This is a genomic window from Glutamicibacter sp., from assembly GCF_032154645.1.
Classification (GTDB): Bacteria; Actinomycetota; Actinomycetes; order Actinomycetales; family Micrococcaceae; genus Glutamicibacter.
On sequence record NZ_JALDXV010000002.1, the window covers coordinates 98535 to 119458 of the forward strand.

The following is a 20924-nucleotide window of genomic DNA, read 5'->3' on the forward strand; positions in this document are numbered from 1 at the left end:
TTTATTCTCCTGTTCGCTGCGGCACGCGGACGATGAATCCCGGGTAGCCCTGCGCTGCTTCGTCGGCGCAGCGCTGCCGGTAGTTCGCAAGTCCCCCGGCGTAGACCAGGGTGCGGGTGGGTTTGCCCTCGATGTTCTGCCCGCGATACCAGGACCTGGCCTTGGAGTAGAGGGTGTAGGACAGCGCCGTCTCCACCTCGGCGGCCCATTCATCCTCAAGTTCCGCCCGCGGTTCGATGCTCGCCCCGGCTCCGAGATCGGCGATGGCCTGCACCGCCCAGTCCACGTGCTGTTCGATGGCGGCGATCATGTTCACCAGCACCGAGGGAGACTGCGGGCCGGTGATCATGAACAGGTTCGGGAATCCCGCCGCCATCAGCCCCAGATAGGTGCGCGCCCCCTCGGCCCAGTGCTCGCGCAGGCTGCGCCCGCCCACCCCGCGGTAGTCCACGCGGGTCAGCGCCCCGGTGAGGTTGTCGTAGCCGGTGGCGTAGATGATCACGTCGTACTCCCGGTGACCGTCCCGGGTGCGGATGCCCTGCGCGGTGATCGCCTCGATCGGGTCCCGGCGCACGTCGACCAGGTCCACGTGCTCCCGGTTGAAGGTGGACAGGAAATTCGTGTCGGTGACGATGCGCTTGGCGCCGATCGGGTAGTCGCGCGGGGTCATCTTCTGGGCCAGGTCGGGGTCCGTCACCGTCTGCGCGATGCGCTGGCGCACATAGCTTGCCAGCTCCTCGTTCGCCTCGGCGTCGTAGGTGGCGTCGATGAAGGTGGTCAGGAACAGGTTGCCACCCAGCTTCCACGCACCATCCAGCCGCCGGGTGCGCTCCGGCTCCGCGGTTTCCATGAGCTTCTGCGTGGTGTAGCCGGAACTCATGCCCGCCTGCGATGCCTTGCGCGCCTCGACCAGCTGTGCGGCGGTGGCCCGCGCCCGGATCAGCTCGTCCTCATAGAGCGGGCGGTTGCGCGCCGGCAGCGTGTAGGCGGGGGTGCGCTGGTAGACGGTCAGCTGCGCGCACTGCGCCGCCACCTCGGGGATCAGCTGCACCCCGGAGGAGCCGACGCCGATCACCGCCACGCGCTGGCCGCTCAAATCCACCCCGCCGGCAGGCCAGCGGCCCGGATGCAGGCTGAGCCCCTGGAAATCTTCGGCCCCTTCGAAGGGCGGGACCGAGGCAGCGGAGATCGATCCGGAGGCAGCGATCACGTAGCTGGCGGTGAAGACTTCGCCCGCGTCGGTTTTGATGCGCCAGTGGTCCTCTACGAACTCCGCGCTGAGCACAGTGGTGTTGAACTTGAAGCTGCCGCGCACGTCGAGTTTGTCCGCAGCCCACCGGGCATAGCGCAGTATTTCGGGCTGTGTGGCATAGCGTTCGGACCACTCCCACCCCTCGTTGACCTGCGCGTCGAAGCCGTACTGGTAGTCCAGTGACTCCACGTCGCAGCGGGCGCCCGGGTAGCGGTTCCAGTACCAGGTGCCGCCGACGTCGTCGCCGGTCTCAAACCCCTGCACGCTCAGGCCGCGGGCCTTGAGGCTGTGCACCGCGTAGATTCCGGCGAATCCGCCGCCGATGACGATGACGTCGATCATTTTGCCTCCTCCAAGATGTTGGCTGCGAACCCCCGTGCGAAGGCGGCGGTTAGATCCTGCAGCTGGCGCACCGACACGTCCGCCTGCGGGGCCAGCGCCGCGGAGGCGTGGAAGGTCCCGGCGTAGAGGTGCGCCTCGGTGGGCACGTTGGCCTGGGCCAGACGGCGGGCGAATTCCAGCCCCTCGTCGCGCAGCGGATCGAACTGGTTCACCGCGATGAACGTCGGCGGCATTCCGGACAGGTCCGCAGCCCGGGCGGGGGCCGCGTAGGGGTCGGCCGGTGCACCTGCCAGATATGCCTGCCAGCTACGGCGGGCGTTGTCGGTGTTCCACATCGGCGTGTCGGTGTAGCTGCGCACGGATTCGGTGGCCACCGCGTCATCGGTGACGGGCACGTCGAGCACCAGCTGGCAGATGGCCGGGCCCTGCTCATCGCGCAGTTTCAGTGCCAGCCCCGCCGCATAGGCGCCGCCCGCGCTCTGCCCACCCAGGGCGATGCGCAGCGGGTCGATGCCCAGCTCCCGATGCTGTTCGGCTACCCAGTGGGCCGCGGCCACGCCCTGGTTGACGGCGGTCGGGTAGCTGGCCTCCGGGGAGAGCTCGTACTGCACGGAGATGCCCACCGCGCCGGTGGCGCGCACCACCTGTTCCAGGAACGGCAGCGACTCGTGGGCGTCGCCCAGCACGAATCCGCCGCCATGGAACCAGAGCACCGCCGGCGCTGGCTGCTGCGCGCGCTGGGCTGGGCGGATGACCAGAAGCTGAACCTGCGTTCCGTTGTAGCTGGCGTGCAGGGTTTCCTGCATGATTCCTTCGCCCGGCGCATAGGGCGGGAACTGCTCGGACGCGGCGGCAAGCATGCTGCGGGTGCCGTCGATATCTGCCAGGGCAATTGTCGGCAGGTAGTCGAGCACGGGCTGGATCTGCGGGTCGTAGGCGTAGGACATGGCAACCTTTCGAGAATGTGAGCTGAGCCACAATGTGCGTTGCCTCAAGGAAATCATCGGCCATATGCCCGGTCAATCCACCCAACTAACAGGTCAGTGACTGGACGAAATTGCTTTTATGTCTACCATTGGGCCATGGCCGATTACTCGAAATTTGCACCGCAGCCCACCCTGCGCAGCCGCCAGAAGGCAGCCACCAGGCAGCTGCTGATCGACGCGGCGGCACAGGTTTTCGCCGCCAACGGCTACGCGAAATCGCGCATCGACGACGTCGCCGCCGCCGCAGGAACCAGCCGCGCCACCTTCTACCTGCACTTCGGCGGCAAGACCGAACTGCTCAGCGAGCTGATCGTCAGGGCTCAGGAGAGCTTCGCGGCCGATTTCCGCGAGCTGGCGGTGTTGTTCGGCGACCCGCAGGTGGACGAACTGCGGCGATGGATCCAGCGGGCGCTGTCCCATTGGAGCGGCGCGGCCACGCTGATGCGCCCGGTCTTCGAGGCCACCGACAATGATCCGCTGCTCGCCAGCAGGCTGCTTCCCGAGGCCCTGCCCGGCTCGGCTCCCCTGGCCGCGGCGCTGTGCGAGTCCCGGGTCTGCGCCGACGCGGCTTCCGCCCAGGGCACGGCCCTGGTGTTCATGGCTCCGCTGTTCGTGGCCTTTAGACGCCGTGCCATGGGCAGCGCCGTGGACGAGGAGCAGCTGGCCCAGCTCACCGCCATCAGCTGGGCCGCCGTGGCCCGGGAGCTCGCAGCCGGCTAGGCCTGGGCGAACTGAACCTGCAGCGTCCCGGCCTTCCAGCGCGCGGTGGCGTCGGCTGCCTGCCGCTGCAGCTTCAACGCCTCGGCGGGGCCGAAGAAGTACGTGTTGAACTGCAGCTTCTGTTCACTGTCGAGCTCCGGCGGCAGCAGCACCATAGGCCGCGAACCCGGCACCTTCACCGCGCGGAACAGCCCGCAGTGCCGCCCGATGTGGTGCACCGTGCAGTACAGGTCCGCCGTGTCGATGTCGGTGCGTCCGCCCAGCTCCCACTTGTCCAGATGGTCAAGTTCGCAGCGCCCGGCGGGCATGGTGCATCCAGGGTAGCCGCAGCCGCGGTAGGCGGTGCGCACAGCGCGGGCCTGCGCCGCGGAGTAGAGCCTCTGCGTTCGGCCCAAATCAAGAATCTGGCTTGCGCCGCCGAGCACCAGCGGGTAGATCCCCGCGGTGCACAGCAGTGCCCTGGCCTCTCCGGCCGGAACCGGGATGCCGGAGACGGTGACGGCGAAGTCCCTGCCTGCGGCGATCATCTTGTCGTAGTCCAAAATCACGCCGATCTGGGTGTTGAGCCCCGGCGGGTCGGAGCCCGAGGACTGCAATGCGGTCAGCAGGCCCAGCAGGTGGCGCAGCTCGGGGCGCAGGTCCTCGATGGGCTGTTTCGCCTGCGGCGCAGGGGGTTGTGCCGCACTGGACTTACCGGTGCCGCGGGCCCATTCGGGCATGGTGCCGGCATCGTCCCATGCGGTGGCAGCATCCGCCCCGAGACCAGACAGCAGCTGCGCCAACCGCTCGCGGTTGCCGGCGATGGTCTTGGGATTGTCGATGGCGCGGAATACCGCGAACATGGCCTCCGCTTGGGAGGGCAGGCATTTGATCAACAGGTGCTCCAGGCCCCGGCGCTGGCCCAGCCGATAGATTCCCGCCCGATCCAACAACCCCTTGGGGCTGTGCTTCTCCCCCACAGCCTGCGCGACCAGCGTATTGATGTGCTTGCGGGCCGTGGCGGGCTGCTGGGCGATGAACTTCAGCGCCTGCTGCTGCAGCTCGCGGCAGGCGGCGCGGGCGGAGGCACCGGTACCCAGATCCTTGCGGGCTCCCTTGATCTTGCGGGCCGCAGCGAGGATCAGCCTCGGGTCGAGCTGCCGGTTTGAAAACTCCTTGGCCAGCACGCCCAGGGCTGGCTTGAGCGGTTCACCGGCGGCGTTGACCTGGCCGATCAGGTTGTCGCCCTGCGCGATGCGTTCGCGCACCGAGGAGATGGGCAGGGCCAGCCAGCCGGCGAGCAGGTCGGCGGCATTGCGGTAGTGGGTGCGCTCGGTGGTGGTGTGCCCGGCGGCAGCGGCGGCGGCGTCAAGCGTGGGGTGCAGGCCCGCGTCGGCGATGGACTGCAGCGATGGTTGATCCAATTTGTGCGCACCGACCGCGCGCACGGTATGGGCGATGCGGATCTGCGCACGGATCAGCTGCTTGCCCAGCTCTTCGATCAGGCGCGCAGCATAGGCGGCGTGCCCGGCGGGGGTGTCCTCGCCGAGCTGGGCCATGGCGCCGGTGAGCAGTTCTTCCGCCCGGGCCAGGTCGACGAGTGCCGCTGCGCTGTTCATGCATCAAGCCTGCGCGCGCGACGGCGGCAGGGCGCCGGTCTCGCCGCGAGCTGGGGACAACTAGCCGTGCAGCTGATAGTAGAGCAGCGCCACCTGCAGGCTGGTGCGGGATTCGGCCGAATCAAGGCGGACCCCCAGCTTCGCCTCCAGCTTGGCAAGCCGCGCGTAGAGCGCGGGGCGGGAGAGGTAGCCGGCCTTGGCCAGCGCCGATTTGTTTCCACCGTGTTCCAGGTAGCGCCCCAGCAGTTCAAGGCCCTGCTCGTCGAGCGGGTTCAGCAGGCCCGCCAGCTCGGTGTGCGCGAAGCTGCGCAGCCGCGCGTCGGCGCCCATCGCGGAGAGCACCCCGCGCAGCCGCAGGTCGGCAAAGCGGTAGTAGGGCTGGGCGCGGGTGGGCAGGTGCGGGACGATCTGCGCGACGTGCGCCGCCTGTTCAAGCCCCGCCAGCGCCTCCCCGAGCGACCCGCTGTCCCCCACCCCCACCGCCAGCGGTGCGGTGATCTGTTCGGCAAGCCGCCGGGTGAATCCCTGCAGCGCCGCGTCGGCCAGCTCGCGGGCCCGCAGCGGCAGGATCACCGCCAGGAAGCCGGGTTTCAGCGAACCCGACAGCAGGCCTAGGTGCAGTCCGTCGGCCAGCTGGTCGACGATCTCCAGCGCGGCGCGTTCGGCCAGCTGCATGTCGGTGGGCGTGCTGGCGGCGGGCAGCGAGATCACCAGCGGCACGTAGTAGGGGGCGGCGTCCAGCCCCAGGGATTGGGCGCGCACCGCCACGTCCGCCTCGCTGTGCCCGTGGGCTCCCTGCAGTTCGTGCAGCAGCGAGGTGCGTGCCTGGTAGAGCAGTTCGCGCTGGTCGCGCCCCGAAAGCCTGGCGATGGTCAGCGCCTGGCCGGCGCGCTCAAGCACCAGCGCCGCGTTCGCGTCGTCCTGCAATTCGGCGGGGATGATCAGCCTCCCCCAGCGGTTGCGGGCGGCCCCCACGGGCGTCTGCAGCCAGGACTCGGCCCCCGCCGCGCGCCCGGTGTGCTCCAGGAAGCCGACGAAGCGCGAGCGCGCCACCCAGTCATCCAGCGGCGCGCGCGCGTGGGCGAGCACCAGGTGGCGCACGTCCTCCAACACCACCGGCGCGTCCAGCAGCGCCGCGGTGCGCATCACGATCTGCTGCTCGTCGGCCTCGCTCAGCGACAGCTCGGTGTACAGCTCGTGCACGGAGCGGGAGAACTGCAGCGCCTCAAGCTGCTGGCCCACCAGCAATTGGTGGATGACCTCGGTGATCGCTACGAAGCGCACGGTGCGTTCGAGCTGGATCACCGGGATGTCCAGCGCCTGCATGGCCAGCGGTGTGGGGTGCTCGATGATCACCGCGGCCGCCCCGGCAGCGCGCAGCGAGCCTAGGAAGTCGTCGAGGTCCACCACATTGCGCAGTGTGGTGAGCACCAGTTCGCGCCCGAAGAGCAGGTCCACGTTGGATTCGGACTCGGTTACATGCACCCAGCGCAGTTCCACGCCAAGGTCCGCCTCGGACAGCAGCCGCGGTCCTGCCTCCTGGACTACCGGCAGATTCAGTACATCGCGCACCGTGAGCATCGCACACCTTTACACCTTGTGAAGAGTTCAGCTTAAATCATGACACAGTGCACGTGGGCTGCCTCATATTTTTGGGCAACGATGGAGCCATGACAACTTTGCAGCACTGGATCAACAACGCCAACTACTCGGGCGACGACCGCACCGGCAACATCTACAACCCTGCCACCGGAGAGGTAGCCCGCCAGGTGGCGCTGGCCTCCAAGGCCACTACCGAAGCCGCCATCGCCGCAGCGCACGCAGCCTTCCCGGGCTGGCGCGACACCTCGCTGGCGCGCCGCACCGCGATCATGTTCAGGTTCCGCGAGCTGCTCACCGAGCGCAAGGGCGAACTCGCGGCGATCATCACCGCCGAGCACGGCAAGGTGCTGGACGACGCATTGGGCGAGGTGGCCCGCGGCCTAGAGGTCGTCGAACTGGCCTGCAACGCCCCGTACCTGCTCAAGGGCGAGTTCTCGGAGAACGCCTCCACCGGAGTGGATGTGAAGTCGATGCGCCAGCCGGTGGGCGTGGCCGCGATCATCTCCCCCTTCAACTTCCCGGCCATGGTGCCACTGTGGTTCTTCCCGGTAGCCATCGCCTCGGGCAACACCGTGGTGCTCAAGCCATCGGAGAAGGACCCGTCGGCCGCCAACTGGATGGCCGAGCTCTTCGCCGAGGCGGGCCTGCCCGAGGGCGTGCTGAACGTGGTGCACGGCGACAAGGAGTCGGTGGACACCCTGCTGCATGACGACCGCGTCGCATCGCTGTCCTTCGTGGGCTCCACCCCGATCGCCCAGTACGTCTACTCCACCGGCACCGCGAACAGCAAGCGCGTGCAGGCCTTCGGCGGAGCCAAGAACCACATGCTGGTGCTGCCGGACGCAGACCTGGATCTGGCGGCTGACATGGCGGTCAACGCCGGCTTCGGCGCGGCCGGTGAGCGCTGCATGGCCATCTCCGTGGTCGTCGCGCTGGAACCGATCGCCGATGAACTGGTGGCCAAGATCGCCGAACGCTCCAACACGCTGCGCGTGGGCGACGGCACCCGCGGCTGCGACATGGGCCCGCTGATCACCGGCGAGCACCGCGACAAGGTGGCAGGCTACATCGAGGCGGGCATCGATGCGGGCGCCACCCTGGCGCTGGACGGCCGCACCGGCACCACCGATGCGGACGGCAACGGCTTCTTCCTGCACCCGACCATCTTCGATCACGTCTCCACCGACATGTCCATCTACACCGACGAGATCTTCGGCCCGGTCCTCTCGGTGGTGCGCGTGAACTCCTTCAACGAGGGCATCGAGCTGATCAACGCCTCCAAGTACGGCAACGGCACCGCGATCTTCACCAACGACGGCGGCGCGGCCCGCCGCTTCGAGCACGAGATCCAGGTGGGCATGGTCGGCGTGAACGTGCCGATCCCCGTGCCGGTGGGCTACCACTCCTTCGGCGGCTGGAAGGCTTCGCTGTTCGGCGACCAGCACGCCTACGGCCCGGAGGGCTTCAAGTTCTTCACCCGCAACAAGGTTGTGACCAAGCGCTGGCTGGACCCAAGCCACGGCGGCATCAACCTCGGCTTCCCACAGAACGACTAGGGCCATGACCACAGAAATCACGCAGATCAGCGACGAGCTGATCGCCGAAGGCCAGCGCGCCTATGCGTTGGACCGCGAGCACGTCTTCCACTCCTGGCAGGCCCAGGGCGCGTTCACCCCGATGACGGTGCTGAAAACCGAGGGCTCCTATGTGTGGGACGGCGAGGGCAACAGGCTCATCGACCTTTCCAGCCAGCTGGTCAACACGAACATCGGCCACCAGCACCCCAAGGTCGTCGCCGCCATCCAGGAGCAGGCGGCCAAGATCGCCACCATCGCCCCGCAGCATGTGAACGACGCACGCTCGCAGGCGGCCCGGCTGATCGCCAAGCACACCCCCGGGGACCTGAACAAGATCTTCTTCACCAACGGCGGCGCCGACGCGGTGGAGCATGCGGTGCGCATGGCTCGGCTGCATACCGGCAGGCGCAAGGTGCTCTCCGCCTACCGCTCCTACCACGGCGGCACCCATCTGGCGGTGAACATCACCGGCGACCCGCGGCGCTTCGCCTCGGATGCCGGGTCCGACGGGATCGTGCACTTCTTCCCCGCCTACCCGTACCGTTCCTACTTCGGCTCCACCACCGAAGCGGAGGAGACCACACGGGCGCTGAGGCACCTGGAAGACACCATCATCCTGGAGGGTCCGGACAATATCGCCGCGCTGATCCTCGAGTCGATCCCCGGCACCGCGGGCATCTACCTGCCGCCGGCCGGCTACATGGCGGGCGTGCGCGAGCTGACGGCCAAGTACGGCATCGTCTACATCGCCGACGAGGTCATGGCGGGCTTTGGCCGCAGCGGCGAATGGTTCGCGGTGAACCACTGGGACATCACCCCGGACCTGCTGACCTTCGCCAAGGGGGTGAACTCAGGCTATGTTCCGCTCGGCGGCGTGGCGATCTGCGATGCCATCTTCGAGACCTTCCGCGAGCGCGTCTACCCCGGCGGGCTGACCTACTCGGGCCACCCGCTGGCCTGCGCGGCGGCGGTGGCCACCATCGAGGCGATGGAAGAGGAACAGCTGGTTGAAAACGCCAAGCGCCTGGGCGATGAAATTATCGGTCCGCGCCTGGCGCAGTTCGCCGCCGAGCACCCCTCGGTGGGCGAGGTCCGCGGAGCCGGCGTGTTCTGGGCCATCGAACTGGTCAAGAACCGGGAAACCCGCGAACCGCTGGCAGCCTATGGCGGCAGTTCGCCTGAAATGAACCAGGTGATCGCCGCGGCCAAGGCCGCAGGCCTGCTGCCATTCGCGAACTTCAACCGCCTGCACGTGGTGCCGGCGATGAATATCGCGGACGAGGTGCTCATCGAGGCGCTGGACCGCCTAGAGCAGGCGCTTCTCGTCGCCGACGGCTTCGTTCACTAGCCCACGCGCAAGTAGCTGGCAGGAGATTTCCTGCCAGCTACTTATTTAATCGCTGGCAGATGAATGGGCGCCATGCCTGTGCCCTGCCTGTGAAATACTGGAGCTTCGTACTTTTTCGGCGCCCCACGATCTATGGAGGAAACAGACATGATGGGATCCGGTGATCCGTTCCAGCCGCATCTTGAATGGGGCCTGAAGTCCTCATTCGTCGGATACATTTCTTCGCTGCCCGACGGCCGCATCGAGGCCGCCAACGGCGTGTGGCAGGCAGGCACTGCGCTGGCGTTCCCCGTGCACCCGGCCGCCGAGGTTCCAGAAAACGAGATCTGGTTCAACGGCCGCGTCTCCTTCTCCGGGCACGGCGGGATGATGAAGCTCGATCTCATCGAACCGCGCATCGAAAACAACGACGACAAGATCTTGCTGACCATCAGCGCCGGTGATGACCGCGTGGGAATCGCCGAGCTGACCGAAACCAGCGTTTCCAACGCCATGGGCCTGGTCAAGACCCGCTTCTCCGCGGTGCTCACCGAGGCCGGTTCGAAGATGTTCAACGGCCAATACCCTGCCGGCCAGCAGATGGAACAGGTCACCGTCGTGCTGCGCAGCTAATCGCACCCGCGCAAGGCCCCGGAATTTTTCTGGGGCCTTTTGCGCAGCCACCTATCTAGGGCGTATACACTTCAATAATGCTCGTTGCAACTGTCCTGTCTCGGAATTCTCGCGTGCAGTTCGGCTCGCTTCATTGAGCTCGTCACCATGTATTGGACGCCAATCTAGAATCCAACCAGCGTCAAACGAAACTCTGCTCCAGAAAACCCTTTGAGTCCTGCCATTACCTTCGCGAAACGGATGTATGTAGTTCAACTCGTCGTAGAACTGAACAAGTTCCGTCACGAATTCACTTTTGGAAAGGTCTTTGAAAGACCCTCCTTCTTGGAGCCTCAACATCAAGCTGTTGACGAGAAGCCGAATGTGAGGGGCCGGCGCGAAAAACTCACCATTCAGATCCTTCTTCATATCGATCGTTCGATACTGGCCTGCCCAGTCATACATATCTTGGAAAGGGTGCTGATGAAGTGCTCTAAGCTCAACATCGTCTCGAGAATGGGCAACCACATTACGATCGACAAGTTGCACGGTTCTGGCGCTGACCAGATCAGCTTCGGCCTTTGCAAGTTCTGCATAGGAAGTAGCCCCGACCAAGTTCCGTAGAACTCCATCAGGGCTGACTAAATATGGATCTTGCACATTACTATTTGAGGCCATACCGCTCTCGCGTAATTCTGACCAATTCATCAGCAGAAATCTTGCCTGCAACGTAATTCTGCGACTCTTCGACATACTCTGCCGAAACGGTTAAGCCTTCGAGATATACGCTATGGTTGGCTTCTTCAACCCAACTAGTACGCGTTTCAAGAGTTGACATCTTTACTCCCACCAGTGTTGGTTAATCAATTATATGCGATGAGCAACTAGCGGTCCACGCGCGGAACTGCAGGTCTACATTTGGTGGACCGAGTAGCTACGCCCATCATCGACTTGTCTGCACTAGCCGTTTTTGCCGGTGCATGGGAGCTTACTGCCGCGAGAACTCCGAGGCCCGCGCCACCTGGTCCGCGCTGAGTGCATGCCCGGTGTACTTCTCGAACTGCGCGGCGGCCTGCAGTGCTATGACCTCCGCCCCGGCGATGACCCGCTTTCCTTCTGCCCTTGCGGCAAGGATCAGCGGCGTTTCGCTCGGGAACGCGACGACGTCGAACACCACCTGCGCCGTAGCGATCTGCTCGTCGCTAAACGACTGCACCTCGCTCTGTGCTCCATCCATGCCCAGCGGCGTGACGTTGACCAGAATCTGCGCGTCCACTTCGCTGGCGCTGTACGCGTAGCCGTATTTTTCAGCCAGCGCCGCGCCGGTCTGCCTATTGCGAGCCAACACCGTCAGCTGCTCAAAACCCGCTGCGCGGAAAGCCGCCACTACCGCCTTAGCCATGCCGCCCGAGCCGCGCACCGCCACCGTTGCTTCCGGATCCAGCTCATTGCCGGCGATGAGATCGGCGATGGCCTCGAAGTCGGTATTGGAAGCACGCAGGAAGCCGTTGTCGTTCACAATCGTGTTTACCGATTCGATCGCGGCGGCGGATTCTTCAATGGCGTCCACCAGGTCCATGACTTCCTCTTTAAAGGGCATGGACACCGAGCAGCCGCGAATGCCCAGGGCACGCACGCCTGCGATCGCACCTGGCAGATCCTCGGTGGAGAAGGCCTTGTAGATGAAGTTCAGGCCGAGTTCTTCATAGAGGTAGTTGTGGAAACGCGTCCCGATGTTCGACGGCCGCCCCGACAGTGAGATGCACAGGGTCATGTCTTTATTCAGGATCGGCATAGGTGAATTTCCTTGAGATCGGCATTGGGGTTCGCTTCTCAATATACGTGCCGCACGCGCAACCTCGTAAGATTAAAGATGATTTTATTGCGGTCAGTCAACGCAGCAGCGTTGTACCCTTGGCCCATGAGTGAAGTTCTCGACGACGGCCCATTTTTCCACGGCACCAAGGCGCTCCTGCAACCAGGCGACCTACTGACCGCAGGATTTGCGTCGAACTACCGGCCCGAGGTGATCATGAACCACATCTACTTCACCGCACTGCGCGACGGCGCCGGGTTGGCGGCGGAGATCGCCGGCCTCGACGGCACACCCCATGTGTATGAGGTAGAACCGATTGGGGAATTTGAGAATGACCCGAACGTCACCGACAAGAAATTCCCTGGCAACCCCACCCGCTCCTACCGCAGTACGCAACCGTTGCGCGTCGTTCGCGAGGTACATGAGTGGACGCGGCTGAGCGCCGATGACCTGCAGCTGTGGCGCGAGCGTTTGGCGAGTATTCGCCGCGGCGACGGTGGAGCAATTGTCAACTAGATACGGATACTCCCTAGAAACGCTTATTAATTGGGAATAGAATATAAGCGTACGAAGGGGGTCGCCATGAGTGCTGAACCATTAGAAGAACGACAGGTCGCAACTTTGGCTCACGCCTTGGATCTTCCCGACGGCGAGCTCGATCTTAAAGTGCTGCGCGATGCGCTTCCGAAAATTAGATCGCTCGCCCATAAAGAATTCCATGCCCAAATGCCTAAAACGCAGAAGAGGCTTGCGAACGATGAACGCTTTGGAACTTTCTACGGTACGCAAAGCGCCATGGAAGCGTTGAACGTCCGAACACCGCAGCAGCTCACTGACAGGATCCGTCGCAATACCTTGCTGAGGGTCAAAATTGAGGGCGGGAAAATCAACGCGTTTCCTGAATTTCAGTTCAAGAACCATGAAGTCATCCCCGAATTGAAAGGGATCTTGCAGGTGCTGCTTCCCGTGGCAGCAACGGAGTGGACGGTAGCCCGCTGGCTAACGCTCAATCAGCCAGCATTGCAGGATCAACGCCCCATTGACATTCTGCGTGGTGAAGCCGAGGTCAGAATTCCAATGGAGCAAGTCCTCAACGCAGCCAAGGACACGGCGCAAGCCTGGAGCCAATGAACAGTTCTCGTGCCCGCAGAGTCTCAGCAACCAAGCTGTCTTCGACTCAGGTTGAGAACCTGACGATTCTCGCTCTTGCACGGGGACATGAAGTATTCCGCTGTCACTCGCGCTTTCATACCAATGACTCGGGAAGACGTAGCGAACAGGGGTCATGGTTTTTCGCAAGTTCTGCCGGACGATTCGACCTCTCAGCGCCACGCGGAACGCTCAATGTCGCAGCGGGACGAATTGGCGCCGTTTGCGAATCCTTGGGTGTTCTCACGCTTGACGAAGAAATCCCCATACAGGAGCTTGCTGCGCGAAAACTCGTCGCTCTTGCCTTGCCGGAAGATGTGGCGCTGGTAGATTTCACTGACCGCAAGGCCGCCCAAGCTTCAAGAATTCTGGCCGCAGAAATGTCCGGGGCTGCCGAAGATTATCGCGATTTCCAATCACTGGCAGCCTCGGTCGATGCAGCCGGGATGAACGGCATCTGTTCGCGGTTGCGATTCAGCGGGCCCGAAAACGAGAATGGGTGCTTTATTTTTGGGGAGGCTGGCCCGCGGAATTGGCCTGCAGGAAAAGTACTTGACTTGATGGAAGAAGTCATGGCCCTTGGATACTCGATAGTTGACGATGAAGGCTTGCCCGTCTCCGAGGTGAATTTTCAGAAGTAACAATCCAGCCCGATATTGATCACTGGTTCGTTTCAGCACCACGCCGGAGGAAAAATCATCCCAAAGACGGTTTCCAGCTCATCACCGCTTACCTAGGGTTGGGAGCATGCAGGCATCGTACTTGGAAGTTGACTTGTATGACCCACTCGTTTTTGCCGGTGTGGCTCTCATAGTCCTGGTCTTCGGCATTCCGATCTTGCTCCACGCATGGATCCGCAAAGCCAAATTCAACAAGCTACCTGACGGATACCAGACGCATGCGCTGAGAACCTCGATTCGCATAGAGACCATCGTTGGAGCGGCCGCCATCGCAATGCTCGCCGCACTGGGCATAGCTTCATGGGTTGGATTCAATACTGCCTGGAGCAACCTCGAAGCGAACATCGAACAGAAGTACCACCCCGTCGAACTGAACATCCACGAATACAACGGCTCATGGATCGGCGCGGATATCACCCTTGAGGACGGCACCTCGTTTAATGACGTCGTCGTCGAAATCCGCGACGGAAACGAACCGTTCATCACCGAGGTCTGGTATCACGACAACCCAGAAGCCGCCGGCTAATAAAACGATTGGCGCCGAACCCTGGTTCGGCGCCAAACTTGTTAGCCCTTGATAATCTGCGGCTGGGCCAGAGACTTCAGGCCATCCAGCCCGAATTCAAGGCCGTAGCCGGACTGCTTGGCGCCGCCGAAGGGCACGCGCGGATCGATGGTGCCGTGGGAGTTGATCCACACGGTGCCGGCCTGCAGCTGGGCGGCAACTTCCAATGCCTTGGCGCGGTCGCTGCCCCACACGGATGCGCCCAGACCCACCTGAAGCGCATTGGCATGCTTGACGGCTTCGGCGCTGTCCTTGACCTTGATGATTGGCAGGGCCGGGCCGAACTGTTCCTCGGTGACCAGGCGGTTGCCCGGGTCGATGTCCGAGATCAGCGTGGTCGGGTAGAAGTAGCCCGCTGCCTGCTCGTCGGGGTCGGCGCCCAGCAGCACGGTGGCCCCTGAGTCCACGGCGTCCTTCACCAGGTCTGCGACGATGGTGTACTGCGCCTTGTTCTGCAGCGGGCCGAGCACATTGTTCTCGTCGAGCCCCACACCCATCGGCATTGCCTTGGCCACCTCGGTCAGGGCAGTGCACACCTGATCGTAGATGGATTCAGGCACGTAGAGGCGCTTGAGCGCCGCGCAAGTCTGGCCGGTGTTGATGAACGCGCCCCAGAACAGGTCCTGCGCGATAGCCTGCGGATCGGCGTCCTCCAGCACCACTCCAGCGTCGTTGCCGCCGAGTTCAAGGGTCAGGCGCTTCACTGTGTCGGCCGAGGAGCGGATGATCGCCTTGCCGGTGGCGGTGGAGCCGGTGAACATGATCTTGGCGATATCCGGGTGGCCGGAAAGCCGCTCGCCCACATCGCGTCCGCCGGCGACCACATGCAGCACGTCGGCCGGAAGCACCTGGTTGATCACGTGCCCCAGGGCCAGCACCGAGAGCGGGGTGTATTCGCTGGGCTTCATGACCACGGTATTGCCCATGCGCAGGGACGGCGCCAGCTGCCAGACAGAGATCATCATCGGCCAGTTCCACGGGCCGATCGCGCCGACCACGCCCAGCGCGCGGTAGTGCTTGGCGGCGTAGGTTTCGCCGTCGTCCACCACTACCTCCGGTTCCACCTCATAGGCGGTGGCTGCGCGCAGCCAGGCGGCGGCGCCCCCGACCTCGAAGCGGGCGTTGGGGCCGTTCAGCGGCTTGCCCTGTTCGCGGGACAGCAGCTCGGCCAGCGCTTCGGCGTTGGCCTCGATATTATCCGCCGCGGCGTTGAGCAGGCGCTTGCGCTCCTGATGGCCCAGCGCATCCCAGGCGGGCTGGGCGGCGCGGGCCGCGGCGACGGCGTCGTCCAAATCAGCCGCGCTGCGCTGCGCGACGCGTCCGACCACTTCCCCGGTGGCAGGGTCGAGCACCTGCGTGCCGCCGTTGGCGGGCTGGATCGCGTCGAGCAGTTCCTGGGCATTTGCGTAGGCCATGGTGTTCTCCTGGTGTTAGTTGACTGGTTGTTTGTCAGCGGCGGGGGTGCCGGTGGTGGATTGTGTGTACCGGGTGACGGCAAAGCCGATGATGCCCGGGAGGATCGCGATCGCCTGCAGTAAGTAACTGAGCATGCCCGGTTCTTCAAGGCCGAGCAAGAGGTCGAAGTTCAGCACGATCTGGATGAACACGAACAGCAGCGCAATTCCGGAGATCAGCGGGGCGATGACCCGGGTGAACAGCGAGTCCTCGGTGCGGTGCTTCGCGAAGTAGCAGATGATCGCAAATGAGGTCACCGCCATCAGCAGTACCAGCCCGTAGGCGGCGGTGTTGGTCATCCAGGTGAACATCGTGAAAACGATGAACATCGGGTCCTTGCCCGCGGAGGCGATGGCAAAGGCGATGATGACCGCCAGCGCCAGTGCCGACTGGGTCAGCGACCCTGCCACCGGGGCGTGGGTGCGCCGGGATGTGCCGGCAAGGTAGGAGGGCAGCGCGCCGCCGCGGCCCATGGAGTAGAAGTAGCGCGCTACCACGTTGTGGAATGCGAGCAGCGCCGCGAAGAGGCTGGTGATGAACAGCAGGTTTGCCAGGTCGACGAACCATGCCGGTGCGTGCTCGGAGAAGAACACGAAGATCAAGTCCGGTCCCAGTTCTGCGGTGGCGCCCAGCACGTTGGAGGCACCCTCGCCCACCGCCACGGCGAAGGCGGAGAAGGCATAGAAGCAGGCGATGATGATCACCGCGATGATGGTGGCGCGCTTCGCGGTGCGCTTGGGGTCCTTGACCTCTTCGTTGTAGATGGTCCCGGATTCAAAGCCCATGAACGCGGCGATGGTGAAGGCCATGACGGCGCCCATCCCCGGGGCGGCGACATCGGCGAGGTTGAAAGCCTCTTGCGGGGCCGGAACCTCGGGGGCCACCACGAAGGCCATCACGTTGTAGACCACAACCACCAGGAATTCTGCCGCCACCACGATGCCCAGCACCTTGACCGAGAAGTCCACGCGGTTGATCCCCAGCAGGCCGACCAGCACCCAGGCCACCAGCGCGGTGACCCACCAGGGGATGGCGGTGCCGAGGAAGTTGTTGGCGAAGGAGGAGGCGGCGAAGCCGAACATCCCGTAGATGCCGATCTGCATCAGGTTGTAGCTGACCAGGGCCACCATTGCGGCGCCGACGCCCGCCGCACGGCCCAGCCCGGCGGCGATGTAGGCGTAAAACGCGCCAGCATTAGAAATGTGCTGGCTCATCGCGGTGTATCCGATGCTGAAGATCAGCAGGATCGCGCCGATGACCAGGAAAGAGAGCGGCACCGAACTCATACCGGTGACGGCGTAGTTGGTGGTGACGCCGCCTGCCACTGCGGTGAGCGGGGCGCTGGCGGCGATGATCATGACCACCAGTGCCGGCACCGTGAGTGTGCGTTGTTCAAGTCCCATAGCAACAAGCATCCAACCACGTGGCGTGCATCACCTTGTCATTGCGCGCAGCTCGATTGGCTTCCCGCGCAGCGTGCCCTAGGCGCCCTGCCGGTAGCGGCCGGGGGTGAGTCCGAACTGCCTGGAGAACATGCGGCTGAAGCCCGCCGCGTCGGCCAGCCCAACCCGCGCGCCGACCCCTTGGATCGACAGGCCTGCTAACAACGGATCACGCAGCAACTGCGCCGCCTGCAGCAGGCGGCGGTGCCTGATCAGCGCGGCGATGGTGCGCTCTTCACGTTCAAACAGGGCGTGCAGCGAGCGCACCGACATGAAGTGGGCTGTGGCGATCTGCGCAGGATCAAGGTGCACGTCGTCAAGATGCGCGTCAATATAGCGTGCGATGCGCTCGCGTTGTGCCGCCTTGTCGTCGGCCCGAAATTCGCCGCCCAGCGCACCACCCAGGGCGGTGGCCAGCAGGTCGACGGTATTGCGTGCCAACGCCTGGCCGCCGAATTCGTCCCAGGTCGGCAGGTGCTCGCCCAGATGGTGCAGCAGCGGGGCGACGGTGCCTGCCAGCGGATGCTCCGCCTTGAGCGCCACCGCGGTGAGCTGTCCCACCTGATGGTTGGTGAGCCTGAATTGGCTGTGCGGAATCAGCGCCACCACCACCGACGCCGGCTTGTCGAAGGAGAGAGTGTACGGTCGCTGGGTATCGTAAATCGCTAGGTCACCGGGGGAAAGCACGGTTTCACGTCCGTCCTGGATCAGTAGCCCATGCCCCTCGCGCTGGTAGGAGACCTTGTAGTAGTCGCCGTCCCCGCTACTTGATAGATCCTCGGTGCGCAGCACTGCGTGGGGTTTAGTGGCGATGCGCATCAGCGAAACATCTCCCAGGGTGTTCATCCCCAGCGAGGCCGAGAAATGGCCGTTGGATACCTGTTCGCAGTTGAGTTTGACGAAGGCATTGGAGATCAGGGATGCCCATGCGGTGAATGAATCAACGTGCTGCACCTGATACATCGATGCCTCCCAAAGCTTCTGGCAAAATGTGTCCGTCGACACGTTAGAGGGTACGCCAGGATGGGCTGAAAGTCACTATTTTTCTGCGCGCGTAGATTATTATCCGATGGTTTCGGCAAGCCGCCGCAGCGCGATGAGCTGGTGCTCCAACTGCTCCAGGAGGGACTGCACGGAGTTGGCTTCCTCATCCAAGACGCTGCCCGCCTGCGCTCCCATCATGAAGTTGATCATCCCGTCGCGCGCGGCGCGAGCGTCAGGGTGCCCCTCGCCCAGCAGCTGCACCAACCAACCGTCGAGCATATCGCGCCACGTCTGCATGGTTTGAGCGTTGACCTGAGCCAGCAACTGATCCCCCAGTGCCATGTGCCAGAAGTGCACAGCCACCCTCGCCTCATCACGGCGCAGCTCATCCAGCGGCAGCACCTCGTGGGCAAAGGCTTCGATGGCGCTCAGGCCCTCGCGGCCGCGCACACCTGCCTCAATCCGGGCGTTGGTCGCGGCGGCAACATAGCCGAAGGTGGCGGTGAGGATGCTGTCCTTGGTGGGGAAATATGGCTTCAACCCACCATTGGCAAAGCCTGCGGCTGCCGCAAGGTCGCGCAAATTCAATTTGTCGATTCCATCGCGGGCGATAAACCGCCAGGTGACCTCCACGATCTCGCGGCGCCGCTGGTCATGGTCAACAATTTTTGGCATGGCACCAGCTTAGCCAGCACAACAATATTCGCCCCAACCCTTGCGCGCGACACCTCAACTCCGTATTCTCTACAAACAGAGAAATAAAAATGACATGGCTCACACCCACCCGTTCAAAGGATTGCTCTCATGACCGAATCCACCACCGTCCGCACCGATTTCACCCTGCTGCGCCCCGAAGAGGTCGCCAGCGCTAAGAAGATCTTGGTGGAGAACGAACTTTTCACCGATTCCACCCGCATGGCATACCTAGGACTGGAAGACCCGAGCGAGAGAGACGACAAGCGCCAGGTGCGCATCATGCTGCTGGACCGCGTTCTCAACCAGCCCAAGGATGTGCTGGTCGACCTGGTTTCCCAAACCGTCGTTTCGGTAGTTGAGCTGGATCCGGCAGCGGGACAGCTGCCGGTGCTGCTCGAAGAGTTCGAGATGGTCGAACAGATCCTATCCACCGACCCGCAGTGGGCCGCAGCGCTGGAGAAGCGCGGACTGGCCCCCGAACAGGTGCGCGTGGCCCCGCTGTCTGCCGGCGTTTTCGAGTACCCGGAGGAATCGGGCCGACGGATGCTGCGAGGCCTAGCCTTCCGCCAAGACTTCTCCGAAGACAGCGCTTGGGCCCACCCTATCGACGGTCTGGTGGTCTACCTGGACACCATTGCCCGCAAGGTCGACAAGCTGCTTGACTTCGACGTCGTCCCGGTTCCTGAAACCCATGGCAACTTCACCGACCCGGAATTAACCGGCCCGATCCGCACTTCCCAGAAGCCGATCGAGATCACCCAGCCCGAGGGTGCAAGTTTCACGGTCACGCAGGGAAACCACGTCGAATGGGAGAAGTGGTCTCTGGACATCGGCTTCGACATGCGCGAAGGTTTGGTCCTCTACAACATCGGCATCGATGATGCCGGCAAGCGCCGCCGCATCTTGGACCGCGCATCCATTGCGGAAATGGTGGTTCCCTACGGCGATCCTTCTCCCGTGCGCAGCTGGCAGAACTACTTCGACACCGGCGAATACCTGATCGGCCGCTGCGCCAATTCTTTGGAGCTTGGCTGCGACTGCCTAGGCGAAATCCACTACATCTCCCCGGTGGTCGTCGACGGCGACGGCAATGCACAGACCATCACCAACGGCATCTGCATGCATGAGGAGGACGCATCGATCCTCTCCAAGCACTCAGATGACTGGGCAGGGGTCAAATACACCCGCCGCAATCGCCGCCTGGTGATCAGCTTCTTCACCACCGTGGGCAACTACGACTACGGCTTCTACTGGTACCTATACTTGGACGGCACCATCGAGTTCGAGGCCAAGGCCACCGGCGTTGTATTCACCTCCGCCATGGGTGATGAAAACTACGCCTCCGAGATGGCACCGGGCCTGACTGCACCTTTCCATCAGCACATCTTCGGCGCCCGCTTGGACTTTGCACTTGACGGTGGCCCGAGCCAGGTCATCGAGGAAGAGGCAGTGCGCCTTCCGATCAGCGAGAACAATCCCCGCGGCAACGCTTTCACTCGCAGCCACACGGTGCTGGGCACCGAAAAGCAGGCGGTGCGCGACAACAATATGGCTGCAGGACGCGCTTGGATCGTCACCAATCCGGAGTCAAAAAACTACCTGGGTAAAAGTGTTGGCTACAAACTGCACCCTCAGGGCATGCCAACGCTCATGGCAGCCGAGGGTTCCTCGGTGCACCGCCGCGCAGAATTCGCTTCCAAGGCGCTATGGGTCACCCAGCGCGATGCAAACCACCGCTACCCCACTGGCGATTTTGTGAATCAGAATCCCGGCGTGAACGGCATCGGGTCCTGGGTTCAAGAGGACAAGAACATCGACGGCGAGAAGATCAGCCTTTGGCACACCTTCGCGTTAACGCACTTCCCACGCACCGAGGACTGGCCCATCATGCCGGTGGACACCGTCGGTTTCAAGATCCGCCCCGAGGGCTTCTTTGACCGTTCGCCGGTGCTGGATGTTCCAGAACCTGCCAAGAAGCATGGCTGCTGCTCAAGCGAAGAGTCGGCCCATGGCTGCTGCGGTTCTAACAGCTAGGCTCGCGCCGGCACCTCGCCTCTCTGCACACCAGATACTGGCGGTTCTTGCAGGACTCACAGCGGTGGGACATCTATTGATGTTGAT

Annotated in this window: 20 protein-coding genes; 9 read left to right on the top strand and 11 right to left on the bottom strand. The window is 63.5% G+C overall.

What is annotated here, in order from left to right; translation table 11 throughout:
- Position 1: 1 nt before the first annotated feature.
- Together RUH64_RS02365 and RUH64_RS02370 are read right to left on the bottom strand one after the other, a co-directional pair.
- Positions 2-1594, bottom strand: coding sequence for an NAD(P)/FAD-dependent oxidoreductase (locus RUH64_RS02365; protein ID WP_313811006.1), 1593 nt, complete (start codon positions 1592-1594; stop codon positions 2-4).
- Positions 1591-2541, bottom strand: coding sequence for an alpha/beta hydrolase (locus tag RUH64_RS02370; protein WP_313811007.1), 951 nt, complete (start codon positions 2539-2541; stop codon positions 1591-1593). The genes RUH64_RS02365 and RUH64_RS02370 overlap by 4 nt, the downstream gene beginning before the upstream one ends.
- A gap of 135 nt (positions 2542-2676) precedes the next feature.
- Here RUH64_RS02370 and RUH64_RS02375 point away from each other — a divergent pair, with 135 nt between their 5' ends.
- Positions 2677-3300, top strand: a complete 624-nt coding sequence (locus RUH64_RS02375) for a TetR family transcriptional regulator (protein ID WP_313811009.1) — start codon at positions 2677-2679, stop codon at positions 3298-3300.
- Here the strand turns inward: RUH64_RS02375 and RUH64_RS02380 are convergent.
- A complete protein-coding gene (locus tag RUH64_RS02380; RefSeq protein ID WP_313811011.1) occupies positions 3297-4898 on the bottom strand; it encodes an HNH endonuclease in 1602 nt (533 codons plus the stop codon). The genes RUH64_RS02375 and RUH64_RS02380 overlap by 4 nt on opposite strands.
- 60 nt (positions 4899-4958) lie before the next feature.
- Positions 4959-6479 (bottom strand): PucR family transcriptional regulator, encoded by a 1521-nt coding sequence (locus RUH64_RS02385; protein ID WP_313811013.1) that lies wholly within the window; start codon positions 6477-6479, stop codon positions 4959-4961.
- Positions 6480-6568: 89 nt separating this feature from the next.
- Here RUH64_RS02385 and RUH64_RS02390 point away from each other — a divergent pair, with 89 nt between their 5' ends.
- From RUH64_RS02390 to RUH64_RS02400, 3 genes are all read left to right on the top strand, one after another.
- Complete coding sequence (locus RUH64_RS02390; RefSeq protein WP_313811015.1) at positions 6569-8056, top strand: CoA-acylating methylmalonate-semialdehyde dehydrogenase; 1488 nt, start codon at positions 6569-6571, stop codon at positions 8054-8056.
- A 4-nt stretch (positions 8057-8060) separates the two neighbouring features.
- A complete protein-coding gene (locus RUH64_RS02395) occupies positions 8061-9425 on the top strand; it encodes an aspartate aminotransferase family protein (protein ID WP_313811017.1) in 1365 nt (454 codons plus the stop codon).
- Positions 9426-9572: 147 nt separating this feature from the next.
- Positions 9573-10037 carry an HtaA domain-containing protein gene (locus RUH64_RS02400; protein ID WP_313811018.1) on the top strand — a complete coding sequence of 155 codons (465 nt, stop codon included), beginning with the start codon at positions 9573-9575 and terminating at the stop codon, positions 10035-10037.
- 51 nt (positions 10038-10088) lie between these two features.
- Here the strand turns inward: RUH64_RS02400 and RUH64_RS02405 are convergent, their stop codons facing one another.
- The 3 genes from RUH64_RS02405 to RUH64_RS02415 form a co-directional block, all read right to left on the bottom strand.
- The gene (locus RUH64_RS02405; protein WP_313811019.1) at positions 10089-10724 is read right to left on the bottom strand and encodes a Fic family protein; all 636 of its coding nucleotides are present in this window, start codon (positions 10722-10724) and stop codon (positions 10089-10091) included.
- A complete protein-coding gene (locus tag RUH64_RS02410; RefSeq protein ID WP_313811020.1) occupies positions 10681-10854 on the bottom strand; it encodes a hypothetical protein in 174 nt (57 codons plus the stop codon). The genes RUH64_RS02405 and RUH64_RS02410 overlap by 44 nt, the downstream gene beginning before the upstream one ends.
- Before the next feature lie 150 nt (positions 10855-11004).
- Entirely contained in the window at positions 11005-11811 is an 807-nt protein-coding gene (locus RUH64_RS02415; protein WP_313811021.1) for a shikimate 5-dehydrogenase, read from the bottom strand.
- Between the two features lie 126 nt (positions 11812-11937).
- Between RUH64_RS02415 and arr the strand changes: the two genes are divergently transcribed.
- The 4 genes from arr (at position 11938) to RUH64_RS02435 (ending at position 14187) form a co-directional block, all read left to right on the top strand.
- The gene (arr, locus tag RUH64_RS02420) at positions 11938-12348 is read left to right on the top strand and encodes an NAD(+)--rifampin ADP-ribosyltransferase (protein ID WP_313811022.1); all 411 of its coding nucleotides are present in this window, start codon (positions 11938-11940) and stop codon (positions 12346-12348) included.
- 66 nt (positions 12349-12414) lie between these two features.
- Positions 12415-12963, top strand: coding sequence for a hypothetical protein (locus RUH64_RS02425; RefSeq protein WP_313811023.1), 549 nt, complete (start codon positions 12415-12417; stop codon positions 12961-12963).
- Positions 12960-13622: a hypothetical protein gene (locus tag RUH64_RS02430; RefSeq protein WP_313811024.1), complete on the top strand. Its 663-nt coding sequence runs from the start codon at positions 12960-12962 to the stop codon at positions 13620-13622. Before RUH64_RS02425 ends, RUH64_RS02430 begins: the two co-directional genes overlap by 4 nt.
- Before the next feature lie 106 nt (positions 13623-13728).
- Complete coding sequence (locus tag RUH64_RS02435; protein WP_313811025.1) at positions 13729-14187, top strand: hypothetical protein; 459 nt, start codon at positions 13729-13731, stop codon at positions 14185-14187.
- Positions 14188-14228: 41 nt separating this feature from the next.
- Here RUH64_RS02435 and RUH64_RS02440 read toward each other — a convergent pair whose 3' ends face one another.
- The 4 genes from RUH64_RS02440 to RUH64_RS02455 all read right to left on the bottom strand — a co-directional run bounded on the left by RUH64_RS02440 (position 14229) and on the right by RUH64_RS02455 (position 18782).
- Positions 14229-15641, bottom strand: coding sequence for an aldehyde dehydrogenase family protein (locus RUH64_RS02440; protein WP_313811026.1), 1413 nt, complete (start codon positions 15639-15641; stop codon positions 14229-14231).
- 15 nt (positions 15642-15656) lie between these two features.
- Complete coding sequence (locus tag RUH64_RS02445; RefSeq protein WP_313811027.1) at positions 15657-17084, bottom strand: APC family permease; 1428 nt, start codon at positions 17082-17084, stop codon at positions 15657-15659.
- A 78-nt stretch (positions 17085-17162) separates the two neighbouring features.
- On the bottom strand, positions 17163-18086 hold the full coding sequence (locus RUH64_RS02450; protein WP_313811028.1) for a helix-turn-helix domain-containing protein: 924 nt from the start codon (positions 18084-18086) through the stop codon (positions 17163-17165).
- A 99-nt stretch (positions 18087-18185) separates the two neighbouring features.
- Complete coding sequence (locus RUH64_RS02455; protein WP_313811029.1) at positions 18186-18782, bottom strand: TetR family transcriptional regulator C-terminal domain-containing protein; 597 nt, start codon at positions 18780-18782, stop codon at positions 18186-18188.
- Positions 18783-18911: 129 nt separating this feature from the next.
- Between RUH64_RS02455 and RUH64_RS02460 the strand changes: the two genes are divergently transcribed.
- Positions 18912-20837, top strand: a complete 1926-nt coding sequence (locus tag RUH64_RS02460) for a primary-amine oxidase (protein ID WP_313811030.1) — start codon at positions 18912-18914, stop codon at positions 20835-20837.
- Positions 20838-20924: the final 87 nt, after the last annotated feature.